This window comes from Ochrobactrum sp. BTU1 (genome assembly GCA_018798825.1).
In the GTDB taxonomy this organism is placed as follows: Bacteria; Pseudomonadota; Alphaproteobacteria; order Rhizobiales; family Rhizobiaceae; genus Brucella.
Window position 1 is genome coordinate 324,984 of the sequence record CP076357.1, and the last position, 19,354, is coordinate 344,337.

Here is a 19,354-nt window from a genome sequence, read left to right on the forward strand (position 1 = left end):
CAAAGATTCAGTTTGTGTGACGGGGGTCTAGAACATCGCGCAGTGCATCGCCTACGAGGTTCCAAGATAAAACGAATAGAAAAATGGCTGCTCCCGGAAAGACCAGCGTGTACCAGTACTGAAATGGATTTCCCGGTTGTCCGACAATCCAGTTGCGCGAATAAGCAATAAATTGGCCCCAATCGGCATAGCCTTCTTCAGTGCCAACTCCCAGAAAGCTCAACGCCGATGCTGAGAGGACCATAGAACCTGTCGCCATTGTCGCAAGCACAAGCACAGGGAAAAACGCATTGGGCAGGATATGGCGCGCTATGAGGCGGAAGTCGCTAGCGCCATAGCTTCGTGCAGCGTGGATGTAATCCATCTCTCTAATACGCAGAATTTCGCTACGTATGACCCGCGCATAACCCATCCATCCGAAAGTCGTGAGCGCGATGGTGATAGGCCCTATACCTTTTCCAAGCAGGGCAGTGAGAACCATTGCTGCTATGAGAAACGGAACCGCCATGAAAACGTCGACTATTCGCATCAATACTTCGTCAACTGCTCCGCCATAATAGGCCGCGGTGGAGCCGATTATCGTGCCAATGATGACCGATATTGCGACAACGCCAAGGCCAATTTTGAACGCGGTTCGTGTTCCCCATACCACTGCATAATAAATATCGTATTGACCTTCCGTGGTGCCGAAGAGCGCTTCCTCTGAGGGAGGTTGCGGCGTGGCTAAGAATCCGGCTCTGGGTGTATCGTAGACGGACATCTGAAATTCTTGAGGAGGTGCCAGTACAGGTGCAAACAGTGCAATGAGTGCAAAGCCCACCAAGATAAGTACCCCTATCAGTGAGACAGGATTGCGGAGCAGATATCGAAGCACTTTCATCGCGTTTTAACCCTTGGATCGAGCAGCGGGTAGATCAAGTCGACGATCAAGTTCATGAGGACGAGCACGATCGCAAAATAGAGGCTGAACCCTAGGATTGCTGGGAAGTCCAGATTGGCAGCCGATTTTGCGGCGAACTGCCCAAGCCCAGCATAATCGAAGATAGTTTCAGTTATGACGACGCCGCCCATCATCGTTGCGAATTCCATTCCGGCGATGGTCGTTACCGGAAGAAGAGCATTGCGACGCGCGTGTTTAAGTTCGACAACGCGCCGGGACATGCCTTTTGCGCGCGCAGTACGTACATAATCCTGGCGCAGCGTTTCAAGCATGGATGTGCGCATGACGCGTGTCATGCTTGCGAGGTTGACATATGTCAGCGTAATGACAGGCGCGGCGAGATGCCGAAGAGAGTCCCAAAGAATTTGAAAATTTCCATTGAGAATAGCATCTACCGAATTGGCGCCCGTGTATCTTGTGAATTCAGGCGACATAACTGCTGCCTGCGCCCACTGGCTTAATCGGCCAGGCGGAAACCAGTCGAGCGCCGAATAAAAAATTAACAGCATGAGTAGGCCAAAAACATAGACAGGAAATGACCAACCCAGGATTGTGAAGACCCGTATGATATGATCAGGCCACTTGTTTAAATAGATGCCTGCTCTTGATCCAAGAAAGATAGCGAGGAGGAAGCTGGGAATAAATGCGAGAACAACCAGCTCCAGTGTTGCAGGAAGCAATGAAGCTAGGGCGTGCGCAACAGGCTGTCGAGCTGTTTCGGACCATCCCAGGTTACCGGTCAGAATATTACCTATCCATCTACCATATTGGACATGGAACGGATCACCGAGGCCATATTGTTCTATCATCCGCCGAATGCTCTCTTGTCCACCTTTCAGAAAATCGGGGGAAGGAGCGTAGGCGGCCAAGCGTTGTGTTGGCGACAAAGACATCTGCAATGCGAATAGCATAAGCGATAAGGCGAAGAGAACGATAGGGAGGGTTAGCAGCCGCCGTAATGCGTAATTCAGCACACCGGAACCTCTTGCGCTTGAAACTGAGAGGGGGCCGGGCGATGTTGCGCCCGGCATGTGTCAGCGAGGCTTAGTCAGCCTTGGTCACCGGGTAGAAATCCCAAGCGCCATAGAGGATCATGTTGTGGACGTAACCGTCGATGTTGCTACGAGTTACGATGTAGCCGAAGTCTTCCCAGAGAAACTGGGTTGTTGCGTAGTCATGTGACATGGCTTGCAATTTGGCATAAATCGGCTCGCGGACGGCAGGATCGCTTGAAGCCCATGCTTCGTCGAGCAATGGCTTGAACTTCTCTGTCATCAGTTGACGATAGCCATCTCCAAGCATTCCTCCTACAAGACCGGTTGGCGAGAGGTAGTAGGTCGCGGCACCCAGCGGACCGCCCGGATCCGAGTAGTCTGGTCCCCATCCCATATAAGTGAGCGGTGAAGCGGGTTTCTCGCGATTGTTGAGTTTGTCGGAAATTGACGCCCAAGGAAGAGATTGAATCTTCATCTTGAACTTCGGATTGATCCGCTGAAGACCTTGCTGCAGCGCAGACAGGGCCGCGGTCCCTTGTGGAGTACCTTCCTGAACATAGGCGGTGAAAGTAAAACCATTTTCCCAAAGCTTACCATCGAAAGCCTTTTTGAAGTGTTCTGCAGCTTTCTTAGGATCGTAGTTATAAATTGGTGAATCGTCCCGGTAGCCCATGATCCCACGTACCGACGGCCCGCGCGACTGCACCGTTTTATTGAGAAGGACCTGTTTTAGAAGGGCATCGTAGTTCTGGGCATAGTTAAAGCCCTTGCGCACATCTATGTCAGCAAAGAAATCTTCTGGAATACCGTTTCCATCGAGTTTGCCACTACCGATTGCAGGATTATCTGTGGTTTCGAGCGGCCAAGCGAAATAAAGACCGCGGCCAAAGACTTTTGGCAGTCCGTCAACGACTTTTACACCCTCTGTTTTACCAAGTTCATCCAAAAACTCGACGGGGGCGGTTACGAAGTCTGCATCGCCAGAAAGTAGTTGAAGGCGCCGCGTTGTCCATTCAGGTACAGTGCGCATCACCACCCGTTCGAGCTTAGCTGGGCCCATGAAGTAATTGTCAAAGCGCTTCAGCGTGATCCTGCGGTCAGTGCGATCCCACTCCTCCAGCATGAATGGTCCGGTGCCATTTTCCTGAGCAAAGAGTGGATCATCTCCTAGTTCCGGCCGATAATATTTCTTCCAGGTATCGCCATCGCCATCCCATCCACCGACGGATGCGACCCATTCTTTATCGACAATCGATGCTCCGAATGGCAGCGCTAGGACGCCCAGCGTAGCTGGAAAAGGCTTTGGAAGCTTCAGGATTACGTTGTCGCCTTCAACCGTGATTTGAGAAGCGAGTTGGTCGTAGACTTTACGCAGTGCTTCCGGGCTTGCCTCACTAATGTTCTTAACATTACCCTCCGTCTCCACCCACTTAGTGACGTCGGGATATTTTCCTGCAGTCACAACCTCTGTGATGGCGTTTGACATCCATGACTGGCCCATGAGGATTGCTCGAAGCAGGGAATATCGTATGTCTTCAGGTGTTATTTCGCCATATCCAGGCTCGATCTTTGTCTTTTGTTCGTTGGTCAGGCCATCGAAGTTCTGCCAGACGATTTTACCGTCGTCGCCCTTTATACCAACTTTGTGCGCGTGAATATCTTTGCGGATCGGGAAAGTGTAGCTGATTGACCCATCGTCATTTGTCTTGATCAAGCCGTTTTCGAGCGTCGGGACTTCACTTGAAATAGAAGGAACGAACTCGGAAATCTGGGAACCATTGTAGTTGAGGAGCCTGCTATAGACATTCAAGACACCATAGGAACTGGGTGTGTTTGCTATGTAGGCGGGATCAAACGATTGAACATCGTCAGTCCACAGAAAGACAAAAGTTCCGGGATTTTTGGTCTGAGCAACAGCAGGCGCTGTTGCCAGACCAAGGCCGCAGGAAACGGCCAGAGCCAAGGCAAGCTTCATCGATGTATTCCCCTTGTTGGACCTAATGATCTTCTTTTATTTTTTCTTCAGGCTAGGTGCACTCTTGCACCGCTGTCCAATGCGTAGTTAGAATGAACTATGCAAATAACGCATGAGGTTCAGATGGAGCTGGCTTGGCTCGAAGACTTCCTGGAAATTGTGGCAACGCGAAACTTTTCCACTGCGGCTGCCTCGCGCAACATCTCGCAACCGGCGTTTAGTCGTCGTATCAGGTCGCTTGAAGCTTGGGTTGGTGCAGAATTGCTCGATCGAAGCACATATCCAGTCCATCTAACAACTGTTGGCAACATGTTTGTACCGCGGTGTCAGGAACTGGTCCGCGACATGTATAGGTTACGAACCGACTGTCGGAACGTAGCTGGCGCAAGTTCGCAGCTGCTCACATTTGCGGCCTTTCATACGTTGGCGATCTATTTCTTTCCTGATTGGATTGTGCGAGCTCAACCAGTTGATCAACCCATACGCAGCAGTATGCATACTGCTGATTTTCTGGAATGCATTGAGCATTTATCGTCGGGAAAATGCAATTTTGCTATTATTTATGACCATCCCGATGGCCCTCCAGTGCTTGAGGCCGGTCCGTTTGAATCATTGCAGATCGGGAAGGACCGCCTGATTTTGGTTTCCGGCACCGACGCTGACGGCAGGCCATTGTATGATGTCGATGTGCCGGAAGGTGCACGTATTCCTTATCTTTCCTATTCGTGGAACGATGGCTACCTGGGCAAACTTATATCGCTCATACAGTCACGCCGGCGACAACCGCTTAATTTGAATACGGTATATCAGTCATCGCTGGCTGTTAGTCTCAAACAAATGGCAATCGCAGGTCACGGGATAGCTTGGCTGCCGCAGATCAGCGCACAAAAAGCGATCAGCAGAAAGGAACTCGTTCAAATAGGCGGTCAACACATGTCGCTGGAGATGGAAATCAGAATCTTTCGCCGTGCAGGCACGCGAAATGGGGACGCGGAGGCCTTTTGGAATCATTTGTCAGAAATTAGTAAGGGTTTGCGTGGACCGGTCAGCCCTTCTATCGGGTTACGCTGATAAAAGGTCATGCGTAAACAGACGGGGTAATGCAAACTTTGCATAAGGATCAACCTAACCGCCTCTGGGGAAGGAATAGTGGCGCTAAATCGTCAAGAAGTCATCGTTTCAACTGCTCGTATTGACGAGGGTGCGGGTATCGCCATGTTGACAGAAGATGCACAGTGCGCGTTAGATATCGACAAGTGCGAGCAAATCGCCAGGGGAAACCGTTTTGACACAAGCATCAAAAAGTAACCTGACCCTTCCAGATAATGTCATTTTGTCGGTTGAAAACTTGGAAGTGTGTTTTGCGCCGAATGCCGCAAATCCCGTCCGAGCGGTCAAGGGTGTATCATTGCAGATCGGGCTGGGCGAGACAGTTGCGCTCGTCGGTGAATCCGGTTCAGGAAAATCGGTGACGGCGATGACGATCATGCGGCTGACTGAATTCGATGGAGCCAAGATAACAGGCGGCCGCCTATTAATGCGGTTAAAGGATCAGTCGGTTGTCGACCTAGCGAAGCTTTCAAATAAAAAAATCGAAGAGCTACGCGGTTCTGAATTTTCTATAGTTTTTCAAGATCCTATGTCCAGTCTCAATCCGGTTTTTACCGTAGCAGACCAGATTTCAGAAGCAGTCATTAAGCACCAAAACAAAACTGCTCGGCAAGCAAGGGAAATAGCGCTCAATGTCTTGAAACTGGTACGCGTCCCCGACGCGGAGCGACGGCTTGAACAGTATCCGCACCAGCTTTCAGGAGGTATGCGCCAGCGTGTCATGATTGCGATGGCACTGGCCTGCAAGCCATCACTGATGATCCTTGATGAACCTACGACGGCACTTGATGTGACGATTCAGGCTCAAATCCTCGATTTGGTACGTGCGCTCCAGGGTGAGATTGGCATGGCCGTGTTGTTCATTACCCATGATATGGGGGTCGTTGCGGAGATTGCGGATCGCGTTTGTGTGATGCTTCGGGGAGAAATCGTTGAGACCGGGCCTGTCAGCGATATTTTCAACAGCCCGCAGCATTTCTACACCAAGGCACTGATCTCCGCTGTCCCCCGACTTGGGAGTATGGCGGATAAAGACGGGCCAGAAAAATTCCCACTTCTTGTTTACGAGGATGACTCGATCACAGCCGGAGGACATTTATGAGCACTATGGCGCATTCCAATCCCGAAAGTACCCCGCTTATTGAAGTTCGTGATCTTGTTACGCGCTTTGACCTAAGGGGCGGAATGCTCGGACGTGTCACAGGCCGGGTTCACGCGGTAGAGAATGCCTCGTTTGATATTTTCGCGGGAGAAACCCTTGCCTTGGTCGGGGAATCCGGTTGTGGGAAGTCAACTGTTGCGCGCAGCATCATGCAACTGGATAAGCCAAAGTCTGGATCGATCCGCTACGCCGGTAACGAGCTAGTTGGAGCGCCGAGGAATGTTTTATCGCGTTTTCGCCGCGAGGCGCAGATGGTGTTTCAAGACCCTTTTTCCTCGCTTAATCCACGGATGACCATTGGTCAGGCCTTAATGGATCCTATGCGAGTTCATCGCGCGGGACATACTGCAGAACTGCGAAAACGAGCAGCCGATTTATTGCAAAAAGTCCATCTCCCGCCTGAGTATCTCGAACGCTATCCACACGCGTTTTCTGGTGGACAACGCCAACGCATCTGCATCGCTCGGGCTCTGGCACTCAATCCAAGGCTAATCATAGCTGACGAGGCAGTCGCTTCGCTTGATGTTACTGTGCAGGCTCAAGTCATCAATCTGCTCATGGACCTTCAACGAGAGATGGGAATTGCGATCCTGTTCATAAGTCACGATATGGCGGTAGTCGAACGTATTGCCCATCGAGTGGCAGTCATGTACTTGGGCGAAATTGTCGAGATTGGAGATCGACGATCTGTCTTCAATAATCCGCAACACCCCTACACACGTAAGCTTCTCTCCACCGTCCCGGTCGCGGATCCAGCTCAACGCCCGTTGGGAAGAGAATTGATGTCTGATGAAATCCCAAGTGCTGTTCGACCTCCCGACTTCGTGCCTATCCACTTGCCGATGACCCAGGTTGGTGCATCTCACTACGTCCGCGAAGCCGTGTAGGTTCCGGAAGGATAGAACTAAAAGCAGTTGGCCTAAGCTATTGGCAAAACGCATTTAATCGAATAGCGGCAACCCCATTGTTGGGGCATCTGAAAGAGGAATGATCCTGTTTCCAGGAATGATTTGAGGAAACATCTATTTTCTACCTATGCCGATAACATTCGTGTTTGCCTGTGACCATTTCTATTCTCCAGGCCAGGCACACGGTATAATCGGTGTGTTCAGGCAAGTCATTAAGCTGATCCTTGGTCAATGAAGTAACAGCATGCACTGTTCCATACACCTCGCGCATGAAGTCCAAATGGAACGCACCCGCGCGGGTTACGGCCGTGTTGTTGGGTTGATGGTAAAATACTGGATCGTTCCTCTTATGGGCATCGCAGCCTGCTTTGTGGGTGCCTATTTTGTCTTCGTCAATCTCCCGGCGACTTTCCTCCCAGACGAGGACCAAGGCGCGTTGTTCGTTGATATCCAGCTCCCCAGCGGTGCATCGCTCGAGCGCACAAGTCAAATCGTCGAAAATGTGCGAACTCTACTCAGCAAAACTGATGGTGTAGAGGATGTCATCACCGTCGCAGGGTTCAGCATTCTGCAATCAACAAGTACTCCGAACGGTGCAATGGCGGTGGCTGCGTTGGCGCCGTGGGAAGAACGCGAGAGTGAAAAGTTACGTCTCAACAACATTATTGCGTCGCTCCGTGCGCAATTCATCGGGGTGCCGGGAGCTGTCATCTCAGTGTTCGCTCCACCAGCAATCTCTGGGATCGGGTCTGTCGGCGGTCTCGACTTTCGACTACAGGCTTTGCAAGGACAAGGGCCCGAGGAAATAGCGCAAGTGACAACATCCATGTTGAGTTATTTCAACCGTCAGAATGAGATCGGTGGGGCAGCTACAACCTTCAATGCGAATGTACCACAAATCTATGTGGATGTAGACCGCGCGCGCGCCGAAGCACTCGGCCTCAGCGTATCGGATGTCTATGCAACCATTGGTGCAAATTTTGGGTCGCGCTACGTTAACGACTTCACGTTGAACGGTCGCGTTTTTCAAGTCAATTTGCAAGCAGACGCGGATTTTCGGGCACATTCTGAAGATATACTGAAGCTGCACGTCAGAAGTCGTGCTGGAGGCTTGGTTCCATTGCGGAGCGTTGTAAGTCTGACAACTGTCTTGGCGCCTTTCGTTATTACACGGTATAATCTCTCTGTCTCGGCACAGGTGAATGCTGTGCCCGCCTCGAATGCAAGCAGTGGCGAGGCGATGAACGCAATGGAACGAGTTGTTGCAGAAAAACTACCCGATGGTTTCGGATACGAATGGTCAGGTCTGTCATTCCAAGAAAATCGTAGCAGCGGCCAAGAGGCTATGATAGTCGGATTGGCATTTCTCTTTGCATACCTATTTTTGGTAGCACAATATGAAAGTTGGGCTCTGCCGCTCGTGGTAATTCTCTCACTTGGTGCTGCGCTGTTGGGAGCTGTGGCTGCGTTGCTCTTTTTTGGGTTGCAAAATAGCCTCTATGTCCAGATTGCCCTCGTCTTGCTGATTGGCCTCGCCGCAAAGAATGCAATTCTGATTGTCGAGTTCGCTAAAGAAAAAAGAGAGGGTGGCCTTAGCGCGAGTGATGCTGCTCGTGTCGGCGCCGAGCAGCGTTTTCGCGCCGTGATGATGACTGCAGTTTCGTTTATTCTCGGTATTCTTCCTCTCATCCTTTCGTCTGGGGCGGGGGCTGGGGCTAGGCAAGCGGTTGGCGTTACGATTTTTGGCGGGATGGTTGCAGCAACAACGATTGGACTGCTGCTTACACCTGGGATTTACTTCACTATCCAGCGGCTGACAGAGCGTTTGAACAAGGGACAGCGGAGCATCCGATCTCCGCAAGAGTAGCAAAATAAACACTTCGTAACGCATCGGTGGCAGATGTTGGTTGGTTCGGGGCGGAGTGCCATTTACCTCTGCCCTACAAGCAGTAAGTGCTGAATCTTGAAGTGATAACTAAGGTCTAAGGCCGGATTGTTCGTCTCACTGGCAGTAACGCTAAGTTTCTACCCAGTCATCGATCTGAACTAAGAGGTTTCATGAAACCGAAATTAACTCAACAACGGAACTATCGCGATTGGGTGCAACTTGACCGGAAATCGCTGATGTTTGACTGTTAGACATCATGAACCGGTGTTGATATTAGAAACCGCTACAATTTAGCTGGCAAATTCAATTTTGAAACGGCTGCGTGTAAGCAAGAAGAACCACAGAAAGGTCTTCTTCCTTACATTGTATCCACTTGGCGCAGATGCTCATTTCTGAGTTGAAGCGGGGCTCTGAATGCTGGCGGTCGTTAGGGGCTTTTCAATTTTTGTCGATTGGGCACTATGGCTCGGGCAATCGGCCATCGCGAAACTAACTGACAAAGCGAGAGCAGTTAGGGTCAAAAATGTGACTTTCATATCCTTCTCCTCGGTTCAGTGCAGCAAAACATCACGAGAACAAAGTAACAGGTTTTCCAGCTTTTGTCTGTTCACGCCTATTTTGCATTGTTTATTGCGGGCAGATGGGCCTATGGGTTTGGTCAGGATCGGAGATAATGAATATGCGGCCTTGAGGAATATGGTGAGGCCTCCACTCGTGCATCGACGCAAAATACCTCCTTCAACAACTGCTCAGTGATGACTTCGTCCGGCGTGCCGGAAGTCACGATTTGGCCGGACTGCAGCACGATGATTTCATCACAGAACATGGCGGCATGATTGAGGTCATGTAAGGCTATTATGCTGGTGATGGACAGGTTCGAAATAAGTTGAAGCAGCGCCATCTGATGTTGGATGTCGAGATGATTTGTCGGTTCGTCCAATATGAGTTCACGTGGCATTTGTGCGAGAGCCCGTGCAATATGTACGCGCTGCTTTTCTCCCCCCGACAGATTTTGCCAATAGCTATCGCGCTTAGTGGTGATGCCAGTGCGTTCGAGAGCATCTTCTACAGCCTTCTGGTCCTCTTCAGACCAGGCTGCGAACATCGCTCTGTGGGGAAAACGTCCCAGCTTTACGACGTCAATTACTTTCAAATTAGCATTCGTAGACGCGTGTTGTTCAACAAACGCCACTCTTTGAGCCATGACTCGGCGAGAAACCGTAGCTACATCGACGTCATCAAATGTAATGCGTCCACTTTTTGGGAGCTTAAGCCCGGCGATCAGTCGGAGTAGAGAGGTCTTTCCAGAGCCATTTGGTCCTAGAAGACCAACCATTTTGCCTGGTTTGGCCTCAAATGAGACATTGTCGAGCACCGTCTTGTTGGCAATAGTCCAAACGATGTTTTCAGCCTTGATAGTCATGATGCACGTTGAAAACGATAGAGAATGACGGAGAAAAACGGTACGCCGACAAGTGCGGTTACTACCCCGATTGGAAGCACTTGCTGCGGGACGAGCGCCCTGGAGGCGATATCGGCAAGGACCATGAAAATTGCACCACCCACCGCACATGCGGGCAACAGTTTCACATGCACAGGACCGACTAAAAAGCGTGCCGCGTGCGGGACAACAAGGCCAACGAAACCGATTGAGCCGACCATACTGACGATGGTTGCAGTCATTACAGCCGTGAGAGCGAAGAGGATAATTCGTGCCTGTCCAACGTTGACTCCCAGCGAGGATGCCGCTTCGTCACCAAATGCGAAAGCGTCTAACACACGGGCGTAAAACAAGGAGATGATGAGCCCCAATCCGATAACGACCGATACCAGAATGAATTCTGGCCACCTAACAGCGCCGAAGCTGCCAAGTAGCCAAAACATTACATCCCGAGCCTGCTGGGCGTTGCCAGATGTGGTGACAATGTAGGACGTAGCAGCGTTGAACAGTTGAGATGCCGCGACGCCTGCCAGAATTGTGCGATCAGCTCCACCACGCGTTCCATTGGAAAGCATAGCAACAAACAAAAATGCAGAAAAGGCTCCAGCGAACGCGCCAGCAGAAAGCGAAATTGCACCTGAACCGATACCAAGAATGACGACGGTGACAGCTCCAGTCGATGCACCGGCTGAAATCCCTAGGACGTAAGGCTCGGCTAGCGGATTACGCAGAAGAGATTGCATTATTGCGCCAGAAAGAGCGAGGCCCGCACCACTGAATGCTGCAACAAGGGCCCGGCTGAGCCGGTAGTCCCAGATGACAGTTTCATGGATCCGATTAAGTTCGATTGCGCTCCAACCCAAACGGTTGGTCAATGCAGCAAACGTCGTCGACAGGGGAATTGGCAAGTCACCGATCCCCACACTAACTGCTACTACAAGGACGATCACGATGGCCGAAATCAACAAGAATCCGCCAAAGCCAAGCCACTGCGCGTATGGGTAGCGTGAAGCTTTCACTTTAGGATACCAAGCGCTCTTAGTTGCTCGGCGATCTGTTCAGCACCATAAATTGTCCGAATTGTCGGGTTCATGGCCTGTCCATCCATGATAGCAATGGCTTTGTTCTTAACAGCTGGCATTTCCTTAACCGCAGGGTCGTTGTTCAAGAAAAGGATCTTAGCCTCCGGCTTGTCGAGCTCCCATCGGTTCCGGTCAAGATCAGCAACCACGATTACGTCTGGATTGGCTGCAATGATGCTTTCCCATCCAAGCGTGGGCCATTCTGCTGCCGCCTTGATCGCATTCTCACCACCGAGCAGATCGGCAATATAACTTGAGGCGCCTTTACCGCCGCCAACATAGGCGTCCGCTGAAGGCGATTGGCTCGAGAACCAGAAGACATAGGTGAGTTTCTTTCCACCCACAGCAACGCTTGATCGCAGCGCTGTCTCGCGGGCTTTGAGGTCAGCGATCAAAGCCTGGCCGCGATCAGACACGTCAAAAATCTGCGATAATTCGTCAATTTCTTTATAAAGAAGATCCGGATTCCATAATGTGTCGCGGCTGCCGTACTCGTCCTTTACTTGTTGGGTTGACAAACACGTGCTCGGCGACAGATAGGTTGGGACGTCGACCTTGTCGAAGTCTGCACGCTTCGCAACCTTGCTGCTCGCACCGATCAGGCTCGGCAAGGAAGCTGCTACGAAGTCCGGATTTACTGCGAGAATGGATTCAAAAGTTGGAAATTCGACAGTTAAGAGCTTAACTTTTGAATTTGCGGCTTCAAGCTCTGGCAAAACTTTACTGGGCCAGAACGCCGTCGCTGCCATCCTGTCTTCAAGTCCAAGGAGCAAAAGGATCTCTGCGCTGTTTTGGCCAAGGCCCACGGCACGTTGCGGCGCCTTATCAAAAGTTATTGTCGCGCCGCAGTTCTCAAGGGTGAGTGGATACTGCGTAGGAGAAGCGCTCGCAGTTGTTGTCTGGAGAGCCAGAAGCCCGGTGAGAGCTGTTCCGATGAGAATAGACTTTATTGCGTGCACGGGTGGTGTCCTGAGTTTGAAGCCGGTATGCCGGGCCTGTACCTATTTCGCTTCCCTATAAAACGGTTGCAGGGGGGTAAACAAGACCTGTTAACTCATATTTCGTTGCAACAATCAGTATGGTTATAGAGAAATTAGCCAAAGACGTTTCATCGTCCAGACTCATAACCTTCTCGCACGTCTTCCTGCGACGGATATCAACAGACAGTGCTACGTGGATTGTTCGACGACATACTCACGCTGTCCGTCTTCCTTCGCAAACAAGACGCATGGACCATGAGATCCTCTGGGGTCGTATCCAAACCCTTTTGCTGCCAGAGAATAAGTGATGTCGCGAATGCCGGAGATGCCATAAAGATGGTCATGCAACTCGAGAAAGATCCGGTCTATCCCGGTTAAATCGGCATTCTGGAGGAGATCATGTTCCGCGCCTTCTATATCCATCACGAGAACGTTGATCGCGTGGACTTGGATGAACTCGTCGATGTTTGAGGACGAAAGTTCTATGTTGTATTCGAACGGCCCTTGATCTTTGTCCATTGAGGACATCCATAGATCACGTCGAACGTAAAAGGTGAACGGCCGCGGCGAACCTGCCGTCAGGATACCTTGAGTCAAAACCACATTATTGAGATTGTTAGCTTCGATAACACGCTTAGCAAGAGTAGCAGTGGCTGGATTTGCTTCAAATGCCCAAACGTGCACATCTGCGATGCTAGCAATAAGTGATGTGATAATGCCTAAACCAGAACCGAGTTCCAGTACGCGGTCCCCCGGCTTTACAGCTCTGGTGACCGCGCGCGCTTCTTTCGCCTCGTAAGTCTCATTTTCTAAGGCTTCCCAGATGACCGGCGAGACTTCATCCGAATGGATTGGTACGGTTATGCCATGAACATTTAACACGTTTTCACCAATCTTTATTGGATGTTACACTGCGTCTCTGGCTTCAGTATCTGATTTGCTATGATGGCGCCATCATTTGTTAAGAGACCAGCACAGGATTTGGCTCTAAATCACTGCTTTTGTGCGATAATCGCTTCCATTTCGCAGGTGTTCGAGATCTTTCGCCGGGATTGGCTTTCCGATCAGGTATCCTTGCACTTGGTTACAGCCTAACCGTTTTAGACACTCGAACTGCTCTTCCGTTTCAATGCCTTCTGCTATTGTAATCATTTTCAAGCTCCGCCCAACGCCGGTTACAAGTTCCACGATTGCAAGTGCATCGGGCCGTGTTGTGACGTCGCGCACAAATGAACGATCGATTTTGATTTTGTCGAATGGGAACCCGCTCAAGCTCCCAAGCGATGAGTAACCCGTCCCGAAGTCGTCCATCGCGATTTGAATGCCGAGAGATTTCAGCTGGCGAAGAGTGGAAAGCGTCTGTTCATTTTTATCGAGAAGGACAGATTCAGTGATCTCGAGTTCTAAGCGGTGCGCTTCAAGGCCGCTATGTTCGAGCGCCTGGACCACGTTTTGAATAAGACTAAGACTGCGGAACTGCACTGGAGACAGATTGACCGCAATTTTCAGTGGTCTTGTCCAGTTCGCAGCTTCCAGACACGCCGACCTGAGGACCCATTCACCAAGCACATGAATGTAGCCAATTCTTTCTGCAACGGGGATAAAATCCATTGGGGCAACAGCGCCTCGCACGGGATGCGTCCATCGAACGAGGGCTTCATAGCCGCAAATATCCCGCGTATCGGTTTGAGCTTGAGGTTGGTAATATACTTCCAACTCACCGTTTGATAATGCGGCCTGTAGATCAGATTCGAATGATTTCTTCTCGCGCAGCCTAGTTTGCATCTGTGCTTTAAAAATACTTGCGTGGCCAGGACCGAGGGCTTTTGCTTCGTACAAAGCCAGATCGGCATGCTTGAATAACTCGTCGGTGTTGGGTTCCCCGTGCGAAATTGAAACTCCAATGCAAGTTCCGATTTTTATCTCCAACTCTCCGACTTGATATGGCCGACTAATTGCAGCCATTAATTTTTCGGCGAGATTAACTGTTTCTTTCTCGGCAATGCCTGTTGTGAGCAAGGCAAATTCATCGCCCCCCAATCGACAAACAATGTCGTCAGGCGCCGACATTTGCATCAGTCGACTTGCAACAGCCTGCAGTAATGCGTCTCCGATATCATGACCAAGCGTATCATTAACGTCTTTAAATCCGTCGAGATCAAGTAGGAGTATAATCGCTGACTGTGTTCCGTCCTTTGCGGCTCGAAGCCGCCTTTCTAGGTCTTGACGAAACAACACGCGATTTGGAAGACCTGTCAGGGCGTCGTGATGTGCGTCGTGTTCCAAGCGAAAATTCTGTGTTTGGAGTTCGCCGGTTGCCTCTTGAAGGTCAGCCGTGAGGCGCTGCATGTTGGTGTGTGCCCGATCAAGGAGCTTGTTGTGCCGAAGGAGAAGGACAACGAGAATGACGCCACAAACAATCAGGCCCCCTGCAAGTGCGGTATAGATGAAATGAAGTTTACGCACCTCTGATTGGGCTACATCGATGAGACCCACGTCGTATTCCACTGCCGAGGAAGCAAGGGCTGTCATCGGTCCGTCCAGTTCAGCCATTGACGTCATCACTTGCGCGATGTTGCCTCCATTCAAGTCGCTCAGAGATGCGTCCAATGTATTGAGGACTTCACGTAGTTTGAGAAAGATGCCTTTACGTTGCGGGTCATCCTGAATAAAGGAACGTAGATTTCCCTGTTGTAACAGTTCTAATCTTCCAAGCATAATGTCTAGTCGGAGACGAACTTCCTCGCGCTTTTCCTCGGTCATATCGAGGGCATAGGCTGCAAGGACATGCTCAAGGCGCATGTACTCGGACACGGTCTGTCCGATTGACCAGGAATCGTTATAGCGAGAGAATTTTTGAAGCGCGGTCTGTCGCTCAGCAATGACGTAAGCGATATATGACGTCGCCAAGACAAAGCACAGGATTATGACGCCGAGAATTCGTCGCACGTTTCGCCTCTATTCAACTATAAGTTTTGCGACCTGCCATGCCGAACGCGTGTAATATGTCTGACTTTGAAGCTTCGGGTCGCTTTCGTATGGATAAATTATGAACAAGGGACCTTTGTCACGAACCGGCATGTAATTGCCATCTCTCTTCAAAGCAAGAATAACATTGAATGTCTTGAAGTCTTCCATCGGAAGGGTGCTGACGTAGTCGTTCAAGGCCACCGCTGTGACCTTCGTACCTTTGGCTCCGACCAGTGTCATCAGCCTGTCCATCGAAACGCCGTCAAACTTAACACGACCATCGTACCAAGGGTTGGTTGTTTCAACGCTCTGCAGCCCAATGGCCTCTAACATTTCGCGGTCGAACTGTGCCGTGTCACCGACGTTCGTGTTGGCAATGTTACCTGAAATAACAAGGATTGGCTTTCCAGTTGGTGCGGACAGTGGCTCCGCAAACGGCGCTGTAGCCCAAAAAAGCGGGATCAAGAAGAATGAAAATAATCGAATGAGGTTCATCACATTTCTCCATCGTAAACTGAAATTATAAAGGGAATTGCCTAAATCAGTATGAAGATCGCGAAACTGAAGTATACCTGCTCTAACAATATGTAGCGTGACTATGAAAAATATCCAGTTCTTGTAAAGCGATCAGACTGTCGAGTGAATTCAAGTAGAAGTTGAACGCCTTAACGCAATTTGGTGGAACTTGCTCATCGAGGTGGCTTAAAAAATACTCGGGTTGAACCCGAGTGTGGCATAAGGAGCTCCTATAAGCGGATCACTCAAGGATTTGTCTTCACAGTAAAGCAGCCTCCGCGGCTCCATCGTGTTCTATCAAAGATGACACTCCTGATAGGACAGTTCCAAGGGTCTTCTTCGTCCTAATGAATTTATCGATCGCGATCATCGGATCGCATGGGTTGTCTGGATATGTTGCGCCATCCACCGATACGAGAGAGTTGCTAAGTTTTGGCGTCCGGGCATAGAGAATGACGTATTGCGGAAAAACCAGCCATTGATCCTGCTAGCTCGGAGGCGTTCGCCCAACCGTGAGCGCAATTTAATGTTGAAACGCAAGAAGCGCAGTATGAGATACTGCAAATCAATAAGCACGCTGCATTCAAGTCCAGGTCTAGTCGCAACGGAGCACTAAAACGTACATAAGGTTTTCCTCTCCCAAACGAACGTCTTCATGGATGGCAGCTGGGCCTTCAAGTCCAATGTTCCGATATCCGCGAGATTGGCTCCATTAAAAATGGATCAGCGGTAAATTCTTGCCCTAACTAGCTGGATGTTGGAATCGATTGAAGGTCTTCCACGGTTGCAGCTTCGACTTCGCACAAGATCAGTCCAGTAAGGTGATCTTGGAAGACATCGAGGGTAAATGTCATCGTTGCAAAATCCAGGGGATATCGCCTTTTTCGAGTTCCTTTGCCTGGTAGCTTCGCCATGACGGCAAACTCAGCCTCGGTCAGATAGATGTTAACAATCGGGCGGGAGAACGGATTTCCCGTGGGGTATTTCTTGCAGAGCATGAACTCAGCCTGCTGATCTTCGCGGTGGGTAATTGCACGCAGACGCATTCGAGTTGAGAAGATATACTGATCGTCGATCAACCGGGACGGCAAGTCAGATAGATCCGGACTTGCAGCAATAAGAAACCGACGCTCGTGCTCGAACAGAGCGTATGATGCGATTGCCCTCTTGGAGGCCGCCTGCTTCCAAACAGACTTACTCAAGTCTAGTTACCGTTCGGGGTTCCAGCCACATTATCTATACCTCCGAATTTGTAGAAAAATATTTTTTTGCAATTAGTTATTGTGTTCTGTTCACTTTCGAATCGAGGACGATATTTTGTGTCGTCAAATGCCTCTGATGGGTTTAAAAGCAATCACCTACGAAATCGGAGCAATGGAAAACAGTCATGAGCCACAACCTCCACGACCCGGGCGGTAAAGTACGTCTTAAGGTAAACTCCGAGATTAGAAGTGAGGCGATTTTCTCCCCCTGTGGACGTTACCGTCGCCTTCTTAAGCGAGAATGGGATGGCGCCGAGAAAGATGGATATATTCTCTGGATTGGAATGAATCCGAGCACAGCAGATGTTACTGTTGACGATCCGACGGTGTTTAAGGAGCAAAAATTTACCCGTCGCTGGGGATATGGGCGCTTTGTAAAATGCAACGTGATGGACTACCGCGCAACAAACCCGAAGATGTTGCTTGGGGATGGCATTATACCCAGTACTCAAGAGAATCTACAAACCATTGTAGATCAGGCAACGGGCGCGGAAATTGTGGTCTTGGCATATGGTTCGCTTCACAAAAAGCTCGCCCATCATGGACATGCAGTAACTGAAGCGCTACGCGCGGCCGGAGTGAAACTCTACGCGCTGAAAATCACGTCTAATGGGTCGCCAGGACACCCGCTTTATCTCAAGGATTCTAGCGAGCTGATAGACTACTAGCGTTATTGCCGCCGTGAATGCTGGCCGCTCCACCGGCTTACATCAAATCACTGAAAGATAGGTCTCCGTGAACAACAAGCTTCCTCGAAACCGAGCTGGATTTGCAACTCGGGCAATCCACATTGGACAAGAACCAGATCCGCTGACTGGTGCTGTAATTCCGCCTGTTTATCATGCGACAACCTATGTTCAGGATGGGATCGGATCGAGCAAAGGCTTCGATTACAGTCGAAGCGGAAATCCGACGCGAAATTCTCTTGAATTAGCGCTTGCAGATCTTGAAGGGGCGCAAGTGGCGTTTGCCTTTCCGAGCGGTTTAGCAGCTGCTGCGACGCTTATAGAGACTTTGCCAACCAGATCCTCGATCCTCGCACATAAGGATCTTTATGGTGGCGTCTATCGCTTGATTGCGGACGTTCGACCAGTGACTGCGGGTCACACGGTCGATTTTGTCGACTTCTCGGACGCGGCCGCACTGGCAGAAGCAGTGGCGAGTTCAAAGCCCGACATGATGTGGTTCGAAACGCCATCCAATCCTACTCTACGTATTGTCGATCTCTCGCTCGTTTCTAGGCTTGGTGCGCAGGCCGGAGCGATCACTGTCTGCGACAGCACGTTTTCTTCCCCGGCAGGACAACGCCCCATTGAACAAGGAATAGATGTCGTAGTTCATTCCGCCACGAAGATGCTAAATGGGCATTCTGACTTGTTAGGCGGCGTTGTCGCAGTATCTGCTCATGCACCAAGAGAAATCGGATCCCGCATCAAGTACTTGCAGAATGCTCTTGGGTCGGTGATGTCTCCGACCGATTGCGCATTATTACACCGATCGCTGAAGACACTGGAAATTCGTAGCTTCCGTCAGTCGCAGACTGCGTTGCATCTAGCTCAGGTTCTGGAGCGTCGAAGGGGAGAGCTTGGGCTACGCAAGGTCATGTATCCAGGTCTTGCCAGTCATCCACAACATGACATGGCAGCTAAACAGATGCTCAACTTTGGCTGCGTGGTGACGATTGAGGTCGAGGGTGACCTCTCCCGCGTCGAACGTATTCTGACTTCTACGCGATATTTCCACTTTGCGGTAAGCCTTGGAAGCGTTGAGAGCCTCATCCAGCATCCGTTTTCCCTAACGCACGCCGTTGTGCCGGAAGATCAAAAATCCGATCTTGGGATCACCGAGCAAATGATCCGTATTTCCATCGGCCTTGAAGACCCCGCTGATTTGGAGGCCGATTTGGTTGATGCACTTGCCGGCAGCCGCTGACGTGTAGAAATAATCCTGCCGTCCCTAGGACGGCAGGACTGTATAGTGTGTTTCCTGCATTTCACATACCAGGGTGGGAAATTTTGCTAAAGTTTCAAGATTTCAAGGCGGTCTTTCATATCAGACATCGCCCACCAATCCGCATTGCCCCAATTACTGCGGTCTTTCGCCACTTTATCTGGCAGCTCTTGTT

Annotated in this window: 15 protein-coding genes and 1 pseudogene; 6 read left to right on the plus strand and 10 right to left on the minus strand. The window is 50.4% G+C overall.

Annotated elements, in window-relative coordinates:
• Positions 1-7 precede the first annotated feature (7 nt).
• The 3 genes from KMS41_25120 to KMS41_25130 form a co-directional block, all read right to left on the minus strand.
• Positions 8-880 (minus strand): ABC transporter permease, encoded by an 873-nt coding sequence (locus KMS41_25120; protein ID QWK81758.1) that lies wholly within the window; start codon positions 878-880, stop codon positions 8-10.
• Positions 877-1,749 (minus strand): ABC transporter permease, encoded by an 873-nt coding sequence (locus KMS41_25125; GenBank protein ID QWK81759.1) that lies wholly within the window; start codon positions 1,747-1,749, stop codon positions 877-879. Before KMS41_25125 ends, KMS41_25120 begins: the two co-directional genes overlap by 4 nt.
• Positions 1,750-1,984: 235 nt before the next feature.
• Positions 1,985-3,910 carry an ABC transporter substrate-binding protein gene (locus tag KMS41_25130; protein ID QWK81760.1) on the minus strand — a complete coding sequence of 642 codons (1,926 nt, stop codon included), beginning with the start codon at positions 3,908-3,910 and terminating at the stop codon, positions 1,985-1,987.
• 99 nt (positions 3,911-4,009) lie between these two features.
• On the opposite strand from KMS41_25130, the gene KMS41_25135 reads away from it, so the two are divergent.
• From KMS41_25135 to KMS41_25150, 4 genes and pseudogenes are all read left to right on the plus strand, one after another.
• Positions 4,010-4,981, plus strand: a complete 972-nt coding sequence (locus KMS41_25135; protein ID QWK81761.1) for a LysR family transcriptional regulator — start codon at positions 4,010-4,012, stop codon at positions 4,979-4,981.
• A 214-nt stretch (positions 4,982-5,195) separates the two neighbouring features.
• On the plus strand, positions 5,196-6,122 hold the full coding sequence (locus tag KMS41_25140; protein ID QWK81762.1) for an ABC transporter ATP-binding protein: 927 nt from the start codon (positions 5,196-5,198) through the stop codon (positions 6,120-6,122).
• The gene (locus KMS41_25145; protein ID QWK81763.1) at positions 6,119-7,069 is read left to right on the plus strand and encodes an ATP-binding cassette domain-containing protein; all 951 of its coding nucleotides are present in this window, start codon (positions 6,119-6,121) and stop codon (positions 7,067-7,069) included. Before KMS41_25140 ends, KMS41_25145 begins: the two co-directional genes overlap by 4 nt.
• A gap of 301 nt (positions 7,070-7,370) precedes the next feature.
• Positions 7,371-8,957: pseudogene (locus tag KMS41_25150) on the plus strand (efflux RND transporter permease subunit).
• A gap of 679 nt (positions 8,958-9,636) precedes the next feature.
• Here KMS41_25150 and KMS41_25155 read toward each other — a convergent pair.
• The 7 genes from KMS41_25155 to KMS41_25185 all read right to left on the minus strand — a co-directional run bounded on the left by KMS41_25155 (position 9,637) and on the right by KMS41_25185 (position 17,169).
• Positions 9,637-10,401, minus strand: a complete 765-nt coding sequence (locus KMS41_25155) for an ABC transporter ATP-binding protein (GenBank protein ID QWK81764.1) — start codon at positions 10,399-10,401, stop codon at positions 9,637-9,639.
• Positions 10,398-11,438, minus strand: coding sequence for an iron ABC transporter permease (locus KMS41_25160; protein ID QWK81765.1), 1,041 nt, complete (start codon positions 11,436-11,438; stop codon positions 10,398-10,400). Before KMS41_25160 ends, KMS41_25155 begins: the two co-directional genes overlap by 4 nt.
• The gene (locus KMS41_25165; GenBank protein ID QWK81766.1) at positions 11,435-12,460 is read right to left on the minus strand and encodes an ABC transporter substrate-binding protein; all 1,026 of its coding nucleotides are present in this window, start codon (positions 12,458-12,460) and stop codon (positions 11,435-11,437) included. Before KMS41_25165 ends, KMS41_25160 begins: the two co-directional genes overlap by 4 nt.
• Before the next feature lie 210 nt (positions 12,461-12,670).
• The gene (locus KMS41_25170; protein ID QWK81767.1) at positions 12,671-13,363 is read right to left on the minus strand and encodes an FkbM family methyltransferase; all 693 of its coding nucleotides are present in this window, start codon (positions 13,361-13,363) and stop codon (positions 12,671-12,673) included.
• A gap of 105 nt (positions 13,364-13,468) precedes the next feature.
• Positions 13,469-15,430, minus strand: a complete 1,962-nt coding sequence (locus tag KMS41_25175) for an EAL domain-containing protein (protein QWK81768.1) — start codon at positions 15,428-15,430, stop codon at positions 13,469-13,471.
• A gap of 9 nt (positions 15,431-15,439) precedes the next feature.
• On the minus strand, positions 15,440-15,946 hold the full coding sequence (locus KMS41_25180; protein QWK81769.1) for an oxidoreductase: 507 nt from the start codon (positions 15,944-15,946) through the stop codon (positions 15,440-15,442).
• Between the two features lie 767 nt (positions 15,947-16,713).
• Entirely contained in the window at positions 16,714-17,169 is a 456-nt protein-coding gene (locus KMS41_25185) for a hypothetical protein (protein ID QWK81770.1), read from the minus strand.
• Between the two features lie 185 nt (positions 17,170-17,354).
• Here KMS41_25185 and KMS41_25190 point away from each other — a divergent pair, with 185 nt between their 5' ends.
• Entirely contained in the window at positions 17,355-17,897 is a 543-nt protein-coding gene (locus tag KMS41_25190) for a DUF1643 domain-containing protein (protein ID QWK81771.1), read from the plus strand.
• 67 nt (positions 17,898-17,964) lie between these two features.
• Complete coding sequence (locus tag KMS41_25195; GenBank protein QWK81772.1) at positions 17,965-19,161, plus strand: PLP-dependent aspartate aminotransferase family protein; 1,197 nt, start codon at positions 17,965-17,967, stop codon at positions 19,159-19,161.
• Positions 19,162-19,354 lie beyond the last annotated feature (193 nt).